This is a genomic window from Neobacillus massiliamazoniensis (genome assembly GCF_001048695.1).
Classification (GTDB): Bacteria; Bacillota; Bacilli; order Bacillales; family Cytobacillaceae; genus Neobacillus; species Neobacillus massiliamazoniensis.
The window spans coordinates 468,483-482,791 of record NZ_CVRB01000002.1 but is presented as its reverse complement, the minus strand read 5'-3'; the positions used below and the strand labels follow the sequence as shown (position 1 = coordinate 482,791).

Here is a 14,309-nt window from a genome sequence, read left to right as displayed (position 1 = left end):
GGAGGCCGCCGTTTTCGTTTAAATAGGATATTGGGCTTTCTTTATGAATGGTCGGTGGATGCGGTATTCTTTATCAAAAGTAGTTTATTAGATTTAGTTGTATGGTATAATTTAACTATGAAAAGTTATATGAAGTACAAGTCAAATAACAATGTCGTTTATTCCTGTAAGTATCATGTTGTATGGTGTCCAAAGTATCGGAGAAATGTTTTAGTTGAAGGAGTAGATGAAAGACTCAAATCAATTCTTTTTGAAGTAGCCAATGGGGTGAAAGCAGAGATTATCGAATTAGAAGTCATGCCCGACCACGTTCACCTTCTAGTCGAGGTAGACCCTCAATTTGGTATCAATAAATTGGTTCGCCATTTAAAAGGGGTTTCTTCCCGTATTCTTCGCAAAGAATTTCCTTGGCTAAAAAGCCGTATTCCTTCTCTTTGGACAAACAGTTATTTTGTTTCCACCGTTGGTGGAACTACTTTGGATGTAGTGCTTTTTCAGCTAAACACGTTACCAAGTCCCATAAGTTATCGTTAAAAGAAGCCAACAAGGAATGGGATAAAATCAAACCCTTGTTAGAAACTTGCGTCAGTGATTTAAAAGAAATGAAGAAAGAACGGAAATTAATTTCTACGTTTGGAGTCTAAAATAATAAACAACGGTGTAGACACGCTCCGTGGGTCAATAAGCTGTGAGATGGAAGGAAATCCAACCACACGAACGAAGTTCGTCAGAACGGTTTCGACCTAAAAAGTTTCATTAGGTAAAGGTGATGCCAAGCCTCTTTCTTTTCGCATTAGGTTTGGAGAGCCAAAGTTGGTATGAAATAGAACCCCCTGCCTTCAGGCATGGGGAGTGTCAGTGGAAGTGTAATAATAGCTATTTTATTTTTATTATCATGGCTAGGCACAATAAAAATATATGAAGCGAAGGATCTTTAGGGGAAATCATAAAGTCTCATTCTAAAAAGCGATTGGTGATAGGGTAGAGGTCATTGCTGACAGCTACCCTTTATTTTTGATCAGAAAGGAACTTTTCTATTAGGTATAAGCTCATCGACTCCTGTTCTGATGTGACTAAGACACGGATTGGCACATTGCGAGATAGGCGGAAAAATGTAATTTCTCTTTCTCTACATGAAACTCGATATACTCTCCAGGATTGGTTACGAAACCGAGATACTCTTTTTCTGTTACTTTGCATCCGTGCTCGTTCAGATTTCCCTCTACAAACCCTTGATGCAGATTCTTAGGGAAGGAGTGGGGAAAGAAACGAACCATGTTAGCAAGTGATCTGGCATGTGTCCCGTAATAGGAGGTGAACCCAACAATAAAACTGTTTTTCTTCAAATATGGAAGCAATTTTTCCAATGCAAACGAATGGTTGAACAACGAATATTCAATGAATGATAAGCAGTCGATGACACAATCAATGGATTGATGTTTTAACGGGATTCTCATATCAGTGTTTACTATGTAAAGCACGGGAAGTTGAGGGTTGATGTATTGGATTTTTGCTTTTAATTTGTGCAGCATCTCGAGGTTGTTTCCTGTAAATATATAGAAAACATCTGGCTGCAGTGCCGCAACGAATTTCGGTGAAAAGACAAATGTCTCTATGTTGGTCTGAATGACGACCCGATTCGTTAGATTTTCCTTAGCCATTCTCTTGAACACCCACAAGTTTCCCTTTTCCAGTACGCTGATGAGTCCCGGCGTCATGTCATGGAACATCTCTCGGTCATAAATATAGTATTCGTTTTTAGGAGCTTGATTGTTAACGGGAGTTATCATAATCCCATCCTCGATTTCCGCCATATATCCGCATCCGCACTCCATCCTGCCGGAAAACAGATATTCTCCTTGTATTTGCGCCTCTTTAATCCTTAGTGTTACTTGACATTCAGGGCAATGAAAGCGGGATACGAATGATAAAGGAACACCGGTTGCATTCTCGATTACAGATATCTTGTATAAACTTTCCACTTTCTCCTCGATTAAACGGACCGAATGGTCAATCTGCTCCTTTTCTTGCAAAAGTTGCTGCTTTTTTTCAAGAAGTGTCTGGATGTAAAAGTCGATATCCTCATTGTCTGTAAATAAGGTAATCCGTTTGAATGACAGGACTTTGAGAATTTCGTTCAGGGTGAATTGGTATTGCTTTAATTCTGTAATCAAGGTCATGTCATCTATACATGTTTGCACAAATTCAAACTGAGCATCTTTTTTAACTGGGATGACAAGACCAAGTTCAATGTAATAACGAACTGTATCGATGGTTACACCGAATTTTTTGGCAAAAGTACCGATCCGCACTTGCTCACTCCTTTCATATCCTGAAAAAACGTCGGCTATACCCAATAATTTTTTAAAATTTCTGAAAATAAAGAGGTTGCCATTAGGTTAACTGGACATCTTATATTTATCCTACACTTAGTATACAAAAGGAAAATGGTCAAAAGAAAGAGGGGATTTGGAAAAATGAACAATTTGTCTCTTTGGGAAGCAACGAATGGTTACTCCTCATCTTTGACAAAGGATCTTAATCGGGTAAATGATCCCCTACCTATCTTCTTATCTCTCAATCTTGAGGTAGCGGTCTTACAGCCCGTTGATACGGGATATTAGGAGGAATGGTACGATGAAAGGATTCATCATCAAACAGATGAGCTGGGAGAAAGCAAAAAGTCTGGGTATTGATACATGGGAGGTATGGGATAGCGGCCCGAGTGTAACGGAAGGAGAATTTCCTGAACAGGAAACCTGCTATTTTTTAGAAGGAGAGCTGCTTGTTACGGTTGGAGATACAGTCCATTTAATCCAACCTAATATGCTCGTTTCTTTTCCAAAAGGACTTCCGTGCAAATGGGAAATTCCGCATTACGTCAAGAAGGCGTACAAAAACAATTTTGAATGGGAGTAACTTCTTGATGGATTCATCATGGTAATAAAGTCAAGGGGGGATGGGATGAGGAATGACTGAATAATGCGTTTGTTAATGGTGAGATTATAACGGTTAATGAACAGAAACTAATTTTGGAAACGGTTTCAGAAGGAAAGAGTTGGATTCGATAATAGGAGATAAAGAGTGGTAATATGAAAATTTAGTAATTTTCTTTCAAATAAAAAAGAAGAAGGAATGGATAAGATGGATCGAATGGATACTCTTTCACTATGGAAAGCAACTGCAAACAGTTACGAGAAAGGAAGAACTTTAGAAGGAAATGAAGAGACGGATGTTGTTGTTATTGGTGCAGGTTTCACAGGTCTTTCCTCTGCTTTTCACTTGCAAAAATTAGGGAAAAATGTCATTGTCCTAGAGCAAGAAACGGTTGGATACGGAGCTAGCGGTCGTAATGGCGGAATGGTATTGCCAGGCTATAAACCAACTATGCAAGAGCTTGTCAAAAAGTATGGTCAGGACGAGGCAAAACTACTAAACGATCTTTCCTTAATTAGTATTGAACTAGTTAAAAAGATAATTGATGAGCATCAAATCAACTGTGACTTTAGAAATACAGGTCACATTGTAGTTGCCTACAAAGCCAAGCATTTTGAAGAATTGAAACTTGAAAGTGAATACTTAAACAAACATTTCGGGTACGAATCAAGAGTACTCGATCGAAGTCAATTGCATATAGAGATCGATTCCCCTATTTATCATGGTTGTTTAGTTGATGACTCGAGTTACTCATTCCAGCCGCTTAATTATGCAATTGGGCTGGCAGAAGCAGCTAAATCGATCGGTGCAAGAATTTTTGAGCATTCTAAAGTATTATCTATTGAGTACGGTCAAAACAGTGTCAAAGTTTTAACAGAAAAAGGTGCTGTTACTGCGAAAGACATTATTGTCGCTACAGATGCCTACTCTGGAAAAATAATGAATGAACTTAACCAAGGCGTACTGCCAATTTCAGCACGTATTATAGCAACTGAACAGCTTCCAGAATCATTGTTGAATACCGTTATTCCTAATGATCGCATGGTTTTTGATACGAGTAGTTTCCTTTACTATTTCCGTCGTACACCAGAAAATCGAATCGTATTTGGAGGTGGCGATATTCGTCCAAATTTAGGTGATGGCGTGTATCAAAAAGTTTACAATGCGATGATTAAATTGATGCCGAGACTGGCGGGAAGCAAAATGGACTACCGTTGGGGTGGATTTATAGGAGTTACAATTGATCAATTCCCGGTTATCGGAAGAACCAAAGAAGGCGCATATTTTGCAGCGGGTTATACGGGTCACGGCGCTTCTCTTTCGACATTGTTCGGTAAGTTATTAGCACAATGGATCGTTACAGGAAGTGCCGGTGGATATCGATTTGAAAAGGAACGCCTCAAATCTTTCCCGTTTTATAACCAGAAAACTATGCTGGTCAATATTGCACATATTGGTTTTAAACTGTTAGATATTATCGCGTAAAGCCCAGCGGTGTTATCAATAGCCGTTCATTCTTTATAAAATGAGGTTTTAAATTACATTAAGAGTCCAGCTTGCCAAACCTGTAGGCTGGTATGCCAATTAATATTGGCTTAACTTGCTGCAAAAATTTTTTATAGGGGGATATGCTTATGGAAATAGTCGACAACCGTCAGTCACCGGAGATAGAACAAGTAGAAGTAACGAATAAGCCAGTGCATGATTCAGTGCTGGGAACCAAAAGTATTCCGTTACTATATTTACGGTTTGCTTTGGCAGGAATTATGGCGAATGCGATTCTAGGAGTTGTATCGGTTGTCGATGGCTATTTCGTCAGTAACTTTCAGGCGGTGGAAGTCGAAGGGATCGGAATTGGATTTACAGTCATGGTAATTTCCCGTATGCTTGGCGTTCTTTTTGGTATCGGAGCCGGAGCGGTCATTTCACTTCGACTTGGAAAAGGAAAGATCAAAGAAGCTAGAGAGATTATGGGACAAACCTTATGGTTTACTCTTTTCATCTCCATTTTGCTAGCTGTACTTGGATTGGTTTTTGAAAATCAACTTATGACCTTATTCGGAGCAAGTAATGAATCGCTTCCATATGCGGTGAAATACAGTCGTCTATTATGGATTTCATTGCCAGTAGCGATATTGGCCGTTGTACTAAGTATTTTAACCAATATCGATGAAAAACCTGTATTATCAATGAGCAGTTGGTTAGTCGCATCGGCAGTTGCAGCGACTCTAGAATGGATTTTAGTAGTGAAGTATCACATGGGTATGATGGGCTCTTCATGGGCGAACACGGTTGCGCAATCGGTCCCTGTTTTGCTAATTTTCTATTTTTGGTTCGGTAAAACAAATCTTAAACCTAAGTGGAAAGACATGAAAATAAAACTAAAGACAATTGGTGAAGTGGCATGGACAGGATTTGCATCTTTCTCGAGTCAGTTTATGATGTTTTTTGCGATTATTTTCTTCAACAACTTACTGCAAAGCTACGGGGGCGGGATGCACGTTGCCGCTTTCACCATTCAAAATGGTTATATTACGAATCTGCTTGCGTTTATAGCTCTCGGTGGAATGACAGGACTTCAACCAATCATTAGTTACAATTACGGTGCGGGAAACTTTGACCGCGTTAAGCAAGCGATTAAAATGGGACTCTTCTTCACGGTTACCTTATTCGTGATATTGACTGTAATCTTGATCTATTTTGCAGATCCAATTATGTCGTTTTTCTCTGGTGGAAATCCTGATTTACAGAAACTTGGCATCTGGACGACAACTGTATTTAACTGCATGTTTACATTAAATGCCGTTACCTTGCTTATTGCCGGATATTTCGAAGCACAAGAGAAAAACTGGACCGCATCGTTTATTAACGTTAGCAAAATGTTATTATTCACATTTCCATTTATGTTTATTTTCCCTAAATTTTGGGGTGTTGATGGAATATGGTATTCGGGGCCAGCTTCGGAAATTCCAGGTGTTCTCATTGCTATTTATTTTATTAGAAAAGAGTTTAAGCGATTGAAAGAAACAAAACTAGCGTGATCAATTAATTCTTCAAAATTACTAGAATGAGAGAGGATTATTAAGTTTTTTATGGAAATAATTATCTGAATATTTTGAATAAAAATGATAAAATGAGTTCTGAGATCAATTTGAGGTAATGTGAAATTAGGAGCGTCATCTAGTGCTAAGCAGTTGACTGATTCTGCGCTATTTAATATATAGGGCATTCAGAATAGTAAAGTGAAAAGGAGATAAATCCTAATGAAAATGAACCAAAAAGCCGACATCATTCTCTCTAGTAATGCTGTTTTTACAGGCCTTACGGATAAGCCAATCCCTGCTTATATTGCCATTATTAATAATAAGATTGCAGCCATTGGTTCTGAAAAGGAAATCAATGCGTTTATTGGCCTTAATACGAAAATACATCATTTTTCCGATCAAATGATTATGGCTGGCTTTCATGATTTTCACTTGCATATGTTAATGGGAAGTCTTGCAGAAGAGAGTGTCTTTTTAGCTGATGCATCTTCAGAAGAAGATACGATAAAAATGGTACTTGATTTTGCAAATTCAAGACCAGATGATCCATGGATTATTGGTTTTTCTTGGGATCAGAGAAGTTGGGACAACAATCGGCTTCCAAATCGAGCTACACTCGATCGCGTACTCCCGGATCGTCCTGTCCTTCTCTTTCATATGGAAGGGCATTATGTCTGGGTAAATAGCAAAGCTCTTGAAATTGCCAATATTAATCGAAATACAGACAATCCACCCCACGGGATCATTGCAAAAGATGAAAACGGAGAACCAACGGGTATTTTGTATGAGACTGCGAATGCGCTCGTGACCTATCATGCATTCAATTTTTCAAAGGAACGCCTTATTCGAATGATGAAAAATTTCCTCGAACAGACGGCTTTGCTGGGAGTAACGTCGGTAAATGACTTGTATGGATCCCCCGCTATGGAAAAATTACAGGATTATAAGTTGTTTGCTGATTTAGATAAAAATGGGGAATTAACAGCTAGGATTCATCTTTCACCTCCTCTAAACGATGATTTGGAGAATGCGAAACAATTACGTGATACGTATACATCAAGCAAGCTTCAAGTTTCTGGGCTGAAACAATTTGTTGATGGAGTAATAAGCGGATATACTGCTTGTTTACTTGAACCTTATGCAGATAAGCCAGAAACCTCTGGAGAAACAGTCTTGCCTCCAGATACGCTTAAAAAATGGATCATAGAGGCTGATCGAGAAGGCTTTCAGATCCGCCTTCATGCGATAGGTGACGGTGCTATTCGCCTGGCTTTGGATGCTTTTGAGGAAGCACAGAAAATCAATGGGAAGCGAGATTCAAGACATTGTATTGAACATGTAGAGGTTATTCATCCAGATGATAGTGCTCGTTTCAAAAAGCTTGGGGTAATCGCATCTATGCAGCCAGAACATTTGGGTTTTAATGAGGAGCAACGGCAAAATTATATATCATACATTGGACCGGAACGTGAGCCCTTTGTTTTTGCAATGAAAACGTTAAAGGATTCAGGTGCATTGTTGGCTTTAGGTACTGATTACCCAATTGCACAATTAAATCCGATGTTAGGCATTTATCGGGCGCTAACAAGAATGGGGTATGATGGAACGCCGTCAGAAGGATTTAATCCACAGGAGCGTCTTTCCCTACCCGAAGTGTTGAGAGATTATACGTTATCCCCTGCCTATGGATCATTTAGAGAAAAAGAACTGGGCACACTTGAAGTTGGCAAACTGGCAGATCTTGTTGTTTTAGACAGAAACCTTTTTGAAATCCCAGTTGAAGACATTCCAGATGTTCGAGTAGTCTTAACTATGGTTGATGGTGCTATCGTTTTTCAAAATGAGATGCAAGTTATTAAGTGAAACTTCCATCAATGGGAGTTATCTTCATCCCCCACTGATAGTTAGTTGAACCAATCGGGCTTTTAGAGGCAGTTATCCTCCCAACTATCTTATTGGCTTATCTTAATCTTGAGATGGGGTGGGGGCTTATTGCCCGTTAATGCGGGATAAAGAAGATGTCCTGTTGAATAGAATCGAACTGATATAAAAAATTGTATACGTATTTTTTATAAACTAAGATGGATTATCCCTCTTAGTTTATTAATGATGGTAATGTAAATTTTTTCTATGGTTCTTTGGTAACAATCGGAGAACTTTACTATAGGTAAATAAGGTATATATTTCTGCCTTTATAATTCAATGGCTATGTTATAAATCATTGTTGCTTATTAACTCAAAAATTAAAATCAACAGTGTTGTCCAAAAAGGGTTTAGAACCTTTATAAGCGATCGTTTTTTCGATTTCATTCAGATTTCGGTCGCTTATTGCCTCTATAAACTACCGTTTTCTCCTTTTACCTCTATTTTTGGTAGTTTATCGCGATATAAATTGATCATCCGAAAGTATAGGCGGCGGAACTGTCGGCACGGTGAGTTCAGAATAGCTGCAGCCACTAAATTACAAAGGTTAGACAATCCAAATTGTTACAAAAAATGACAACAGCAATTCAATTGATTTATATGTGGATGATGTAAGCTATAGATTCAATCAAAAGGAAAAACAAGGGCGGCCTTCATAAAATGGAGGCCGCCGTTTTCGTTTAAATAGCTTATTGGGCTTTATGTAAGAACAGTGGTTGCAGATTTTACTATGTTGTATTGTGGGGAAATTGTGGAATTTTGTAGATGAATAAAACGTGAAAATAAATTTACAATTTAGAATATTTATTTTATAATAAAACCTATCAATTTACTATGAATTAGGGGGTGGCTTTGTGTTTACGAAAAATATGTTAAAGGTAAAAACAAGTGGAAAGTGGGAAGAGGCCTTAAAAACTTCAATTTCAATTAGAAATTTTCCAAGATTCATAGTTGATGAGCCTAAAAGTCTAGGTGGCACAGATGAAGGACCAAATCCTGTTGAATATGTATTAGCTGCATTGTCTAGCTGTACTTCAGTTATGATTGGGTTAATATCTAAAGAAAAGAATTTTTCATATCAAGGGGTAGATTTTGAAAATGATGCGACACTAGATTTACAAGGACTCATGGGAGTTGAAGGGGTTTCACCACATTTTCAAAGTGTTAATTTTGACGTTGCCATTAGAACTCACGAGCATGATTCTCGGATTGAGGAATTAAAAGAAGAAGTAGAAAAAAGATGTCCTGTTTATAATTTATTAAAAGATGCAGGTGTTAGAATAGAATCGAACTGGTATAAAAAATAGGATAAGTATTTTTTGTAGACTAAGATGGATTATCCATCTTAGTTTATTTAATATGGTAATGTGAATTTTATCTAGATTCCTTTGGTAAACTGTTTGGTGCTTAATTCTAGAAATCGGTCAACAAGAGCCCTTATTGGTGACCAGTATGGGTTCTATTTCTAGAAATTGGTCACCAAGAACCATTATTTTACCAGAACCATTCAATAAAAAAAGAACCCTAAACTTCTTAGGGTTCTAACATGAAATAATCGTTTTAAGGTTATCTTACAATCAATTTCAATATGAATAGTTAACTAGTGGACAGCTTGTCCAACTTGGAAAACCACCATCTATTTTGTTTCTTTTCGTCCTACTAATCCCCAGTACAGAGATAAACTGAAAAGGGTAATGAGTACAAGAACGAATAGGATATTACTAAACACGGAAGCATCCACATTGCTTATAATCCCTAGGAAATTTTTTCGCATTGCGGGATGGTCCATCATTGCTGCTGTATAGGCAACTCCGATCGACATAGCGATATTAAGCGTTAAATTATAAAATCCGATTGCTGTTCCTGTTTTTTCTTTTTCAATCGTACAAATGCAAGAATCAAGTAAAGGTGCATACATGAACGCAAATGAACTAGAGAATAAGATCATGGAAATCACGAATACAACAACAGAAGTTTTTACAAAGAATCCGCCTAATAGTAGGCTGACTATTATGAGAGACATAGCGATCGTAATACATTGCTTGTTTCCCAAGACCTTCGCAATTTTTCCAGAAAGAGCCCCGACTATAGTAGCTGCTATATAGCCTGGAATCAATAATAGTGAAACCGTATCTAGCTGCAAACCATAGATCTTTTCAATCAAGAATGGAAATAAGAAAATATATGCTAACTGTACAGAATAAATTACAAAAGCAACTCCAAGCAATGAGATAAACCGCTTATTTTGAAAGAATGATATTCCGATAAAAGCTTTTGAGTTCTTGCTGATATAAGCAAGGAACAAGATAGTTGCAACAATAAACAAGAGAAGATAAATCCAATTGAAATTGGTGATATATAGTATTAGCGATGCTGCAATGCTTCCAACTAGAAATAATCCTAATACATCTATATTACTGTTTTTTCCCTCTTCCTTAGGAAGATATTTTAAAATAAAAGGAAGGGTGAAAAGTGTTACTAAAGGAAGTAAGAACAAAGTTGTCCAATGGAAATAGGTGGAAACGAAACCGCCAGTTAATGCACCTATAAGCTGTGAAAGAGCAAAACTGCTTGTACTTAATCCTAAAAATTTCCTTTGTTCATTAGCAGGTAAATGTTTTGTTACAAATATAACATATAATGTTTCAGCTGATGCTAGACCTGCAGTTTGGATAATTCGTGAGATAACAACTAGTAAAAACGAGTGTTGAAAAATATACCCCATGACTGAACCGACACATATTAAAATTATACCAACGGCAAAAAGTTTTCTGATACTAATGGAATCCGCCAATGCTGCGTAAACGACTGCCCCAATTCCAACCACAAGACCAGCTAGGGTTGCTTGCCAGCTAACCACTGTCGCAGAAATGTGAAAATCCTTTGCCATATCAACAGAAACTATTTTAAACGAATTGTCAATTACCAAACATAATAGAAATAACAGTAAAATAACAGGTACTGCTTTCTTAGCACTATATTCCTGAGCTTTCATCATACTTGCATCTGCATTTATTGTAGACATAGCTATATTCCTCTCCTTTTGTTATCCTTTTCGTGTTGTTTACTAGGAAGCGTTTGCATGAATAACAAAAAACAACTTACTTATTGTTTGCGTTTTCATGATAATGTATGATAACCTTCTGATTTATACAATATTGTATAGTTGTCTAAATACTTGTATGAATTTGGACAATGAAAAGGATATCATACCTTTCCTTTGCGTACAACTTATTTTTCTTTGAAAATTTGTCTTTTTTGTAACAAAAAAGCGGTGTATTTCATATGAAATACACCGCTTCCAAATTATACATAGAACTTTACCTAATAATGGAGGATTCTAAGTGATTATGCGCTTATTTAGATGTTTTAATTTTGATTTGACTAAATTCTGTTGGTATATAGTATTTATTATAAACCACAGGGTATTTATCGCTGATATAGACACTTTCTAAAATTAAATCACATTCCTCTCCATAGAAAATTTGGTATTTTAATGATGGAGTATTAACGGAATTAGAACGTTTAATTTCAATTGTAGAGGAATTAGCAAGTTCATATACTTTCTCCTCCAACATTTCCAAGACTTGCTTCTCGTTATGTAAGTCAAGATTTAATTTGGAAACGGATTCAATTGGCATCATGGTAAAAGCATAAGCTACTATCTTATCGTGATTTTTATACCAGCGTTCCAACGCAACAACTGCAGTCATTTGTTGATCTAATACTTGCATTGCATAGTCAGATACTAGGTCAATTCGGAAATTAAGTTCGATATCGTCTATTTTTGCCGAATAACATTTATATAAGGGATTCCCCAACTTCTCCAAGCCATCGATACTTTCATTATGATGAAATTTTGTAATGAAATTTCCTTTTCCATGGATATTCTTAACCAATCCATCTTCCTGCAATAGTGCCAAAGCATGTCTCAATGTCATTCGGCTGACACCAAATATTTTGGCCAATTCGGGTTCTGTTGGAAGCTGGCTGTCGGGAGGAAATGTTCCATCCATGATTAATTTATACAATTGGTCATACACAATGACGAATAGCGGTTTTTTCGGTTTATTGAGTACTTGAAGATTATTGTGCATTTTCTTATTCCCCTATAGTTTTTCTAACTCTGTTTCTCTCTTTTTATAGTAGATTATTATTTTTGTTCTATTATAACTTATTTTTCTATGGAAATTAATGCGCTTTCAAAAATTCATTATAATTTACACTAGGTGTATTTGTCACCCAAACTTAAGAAGAAAGATGTGTAGGTAAAAAGTCGCACTATTATTGATGCAGCTTATTTGATATGATATAAATGGTTTTTCCCAATTTTACTATTAATTGGGGTGACTTTATGGAAGATGAAAGACATAATTTTATTAAATGAATGAGGGGAAAACTTCAAAGATATGAAAAAGTCAGTTAGGGTTAATGAGCTCAGGACAAGTAAACTATCATTTGAAAAACTAAATATTTTTTTATTTTTTTATGCCTTTTTTATTATGTTGTTTTTTACGCAAACTTCTCCGTTTTTTGTATTAAGTGAGTGGGTAGATTCTAATGCATTTTTTACAGTTGGAAAAGGTATGGCTAATGGACTAGTGCCTTATAAAGATCTTTTTGAACAAAAGGGGCCTTTGTTATATGGTTTGCATGCATTAGCTTACTTGTTTTCCCATTCAACTTTTTATGGCGTATACATATTGGAAAGTCTTGCAATGTTTGTGAATCTTATTTTAGCCTTCAAGATTTCTCGTCTTTATTTGAATTGGATGCCTTCGGCTATTATATCTATTTTTTTCCCGATATTAATACTAAATCAACATGCATTTCGTTTTGGGGATAGTGCTGAAGAGTTTTCGATTCCTTTCTTAATGACTCTTCTGTATATAATATTTAAATATTTTAAGTATGACTCTGATTCTCTTTTTAAACGATCAATTTTTCTTTTAAATGGGATTATGATTGGGTGTGTATTTTGGATTAAATTTACCCTTGTCGGACCCTGGATCGGATTCTATCTTGCGATTTTGTTCATTTGTATAGGTAATAAAAGATGGAAAGATTTGTTGAATGCAATTATTTACACGTTCGTGGGGCTAGTTCTTGCAAGTATTCCATGGGTTATCTATTTTGGTATGAATCATGCAATTAAAGATTTGATAGATGTGTATTTCAAATTTAATCTTGGTACGTATTCAGAACAAGTTGGTATAACTGAAAAACTCATCAATTTTGCGTTTACTTTCGGAGATGCATTTAATGATAATTTTGAAAGTAGAATGATGATTATTATTGGTTTAATTGATTTTATGTTTACATGGAAATATTATAAAGACAAAAGTCAAAAATGGTTGTTTTTAAGTACTGTAGTTTTCTTAATAGTAGGAGTGTATATTGGTGGTAAAGGTTATCCATACTATTTTCTTATCATTACCCCTCTAGGATTGTTTGGATTGATAGCGATTGGTCATTTTATTCAAAATGCTAATATTCAATCCCGAATTAATAGGTTTAATAATAGTAAATGGTTTGCTCTATTAGCGATGGCGATCACAACAATTTTTCTTTGCTTTAGTTATAATTTTAATATGAAATCTTCGAAGTTCTATCAAAAGGAGCCCCTTGCGCAAGAAACATTTGCTAAAATAATGCATCAAGAACCTAATCCAACATTATTAAATTATGGCTCTTTAGATGGAGGATTTTACTTAACAGCAAATATTGTACCGAATATCCGCTATTTTGAAAGACAAAACGTTAACTATGATATTTATCCTGAAAATATGGATGAGCAAAATCGCTATATAAAAGAGAAAAAAATTAAATTTGTTGTATTAAGAGTTGATCCAGCAACGGATGTAGATCAGGTCAACGTTCCTTACCTTAATGAAAACTATCGTTTGGTTGCTCAACAAGAGCAATATGTGGAAAGAGTGCCAACTAAATTCTTACTTTATAAAGAGAAAAGTTTGTAAAACTTATTGTTTGCTGGTGGATTTGCTTCAGCTTTAGTAATAAGACTATTAAATTAATAGTTGAAAGATTAACAGGGACTGTAGCAGAAGTATTTTTTACTTTTGCAATAGTCCCTTTTCTTTGTATTTAAAACATAGAAATTGGAGTTGTAAGGGCAAAAATTATAACTTATTTTTCTATGGAAATTAATGCGCTTTCAAAAATTCATTAAAATTTTCAATATGTGTATTTGTCACTCAAACTGAGGAAAAAAGATATTGTGGAATCAACTAAATTATGGAAAGATGGTAGTGGAACACGGCTTCCTGTAGTTCCAACGTTCCAGTGAACCGCACCATAAGTAAATGAACTTTTTTTTGGAGTGTTAATTCCCATGTAAACTAATGTAAAATAAGAATAATAAGATCGTATACCAAAAAGGATGAA

General features: G+C 36.0%; 11 protein-coding genes. 8 read left to right on the top strand and 3 right to left on the bottom strand.

Annotated elements, in window-relative coordinates:
• Positions 1 to 129 precede the first annotated feature (129 nt).
• Complete coding sequence (gene tnpA, locus BN1082_RS10255) at positions 130 to 534, top strand: IS200/IS605 family transposase (RefSeq protein ID WP_090634945.1); 405 nt, start codon at positions 130 to 132, stop codon at positions 532 to 534.
• Positions 535 to 1,073: 539 nt separating this feature from the next.
• On the opposite strand, the gene BN1082_RS10250 is transcribed toward tnpA, so the two are convergent.
• On the bottom strand, positions 1,074 to 2,312 hold the full coding sequence (locus tag BN1082_RS10250; protein ID WP_176699731.1) for a MerR family transcriptional regulator: 1,239 nt from the start codon (positions 2,310 to 2,312) through the stop codon (positions 1,074 to 1,076).
• 165 nt (positions 2,313 to 2,477) lie between these two features.
• On the opposite strand from BN1082_RS10250, the gene BN1082_RS27420 reads away from it, so the two are divergent.
• From BN1082_RS27420 to BN1082_RS10225, 6 genes are all read left to right on the top strand, one after another.
• On the top strand, positions 2,478 to 2,624 hold the full coding sequence (locus tag BN1082_RS27420) for a hypothetical protein (RefSeq protein ID WP_176699730.1): 147 nt from the start codon (positions 2,478 to 2,480) through the stop codon (positions 2,622 to 2,624).
• A gap of 13 nt (positions 2,625 to 2,637) precedes the next feature.
• The gene (locus tag BN1082_RS10245; protein ID WP_090633955.1) at positions 2,638 to 2,919 is read left to right on the top strand and encodes a cupin domain-containing protein; all 282 of its coding nucleotides are present in this window, start codon (positions 2,638 to 2,640) and stop codon (positions 2,917 to 2,919) included.
• A 216-nt stretch (positions 2,920 to 3,135) separates the two neighbouring features.
• Positions 3,136 to 4,422, top strand: a complete 1,287-nt coding sequence (locus tag BN1082_RS10240) for an NAD(P)/FAD-dependent oxidoreductase (RefSeq protein ID WP_090633953.1) — start codon at positions 3,136 to 3,138, stop codon at positions 4,420 to 4,422.
• Positions 4,423 to 4,571: 149 nt separating this feature from the next.
• Positions 4,572 to 5,978, top strand: a complete 1,407-nt coding sequence (locus BN1082_RS10235) for an MATE family efflux transporter (protein ID WP_090633951.1) — start codon at positions 4,572 to 4,574, stop codon at positions 5,976 to 5,978.
• Positions 5,979 to 6,200: 222 nt separating this feature from the next.
• Positions 6,201 to 7,844 (top strand): amidohydrolase, encoded by a 1,644-nt coding sequence (locus BN1082_RS10230; protein WP_342666638.1) that lies wholly within the window; start codon positions 6,201 to 6,203, stop codon positions 7,842 to 7,844.
• Between the two features lie 929 nt (positions 7,845 to 8,773).
• Positions 8,774 to 9,211 (top strand): OsmC family protein, encoded by a 438-nt coding sequence (locus BN1082_RS10225; RefSeq protein ID WP_425412147.1) that lies wholly within the window; start codon positions 8,774 to 8,776, stop codon positions 9,209 to 9,211.
• 329 nt (positions 9,212 to 9,540) lie between these two features.
• Here the strand turns inward: BN1082_RS10225 and BN1082_RS10220 are convergent, their stop codons facing one another.
• Entirely contained in the window at positions 9,541 to 10,929 is a 1,389-nt protein-coding gene (locus BN1082_RS10220) for an MFS transporter (RefSeq protein WP_090633947.1), read from the bottom strand.
• Between the two features lie 331 nt (positions 10,930 to 11,260).
• Positions 11,261 to 12,001, bottom strand: a complete 741-nt coding sequence (locus tag BN1082_RS10215) for a GntR family transcriptional regulator (RefSeq protein ID WP_090633945.1) — start codon at positions 11,999 to 12,001, stop codon at positions 11,261 to 11,263.
• Between the two features lie 312 nt (positions 12,002 to 12,313).
• Here BN1082_RS10215 and BN1082_RS10210 point away from each other — a divergent pair, with 312 nt between their 5' ends.
• Positions 12,314 to 13,882: a hypothetical protein gene (locus tag BN1082_RS10210; protein WP_090633943.1), complete on the top strand. Its 1,569-nt coding sequence runs from the start codon at positions 12,314 to 12,316 to the stop codon at positions 13,880 to 13,882.
• The last annotated feature ends 427 nt before the right edge of the window (positions 13,883 to 14,309 follow it).

Coding starts and splice junctions, on each gene's coding strand:
- BN1082_RS10215 (WP_090633945.1), bottom strand. CDS start 12,001: ATGCACAATAATCTTCAAGTACTCAATAAACCGAAAAAACCGCTATTC.
- BN1082_RS27420 (WP_176699730.1), top strand. CDS start 2,478: ATGAACAATTTGTCTCTTTGGGAAGCAACGAATGGTTACTCCTCATCT.
- BN1082_RS10240 (WP_090633953.1), top strand. CDS start 3,136: ATGGATAAGATGGATCGAATGGATACTCTTTCACTATGGAAAGCAACT.
- BN1082_RS10210 (WP_090633943.1), top strand. CDS start 12,314: ATGAAAAAGTCAGTTAGGGTTAATGAGCTCAGGACAAGTAAACTATCA.
- BN1082_RS10230 (WP_342666638.1), top strand. CDS start 6,201: ATGAAAATGAACCAAAAAGCCGACATCATTCTCTCTAGTAATGCTGTT.
- BN1082_RS10225 (WP_425412147.1), top strand. CDS start 8,774: ATGTTAAAGGTAAAAACAAGTGGAAAGTGGGAAGAGGCCTTAAAAACT.
- BN1082_RS10220 (WP_090633947.1), bottom strand. CDS start 10,929: ATGTCTACAATAAATGCAGATGCAAGTATGATGAAAGCTCAGGAATAT.
- BN1082_RS10245 (WP_090633955.1), top strand. CDS start 2,638: ATGAAAGGATTCATCATCAAACAGATGAGCTGGGAGAAAGCAAAAAGT.
- BN1082_RS10235 (WP_090633951.1), top strand. CDS start 4,572: ATGGAAATAGTCGACAACCGTCAGTCACCGGAGATAGAACAAGTAGAA.
- tnpA (WP_090634945.1), top strand. CDS start 130: ATGAAGTACAAGTCAAATAACAATGTCGTTTATTCCTGTAAGTATCAT.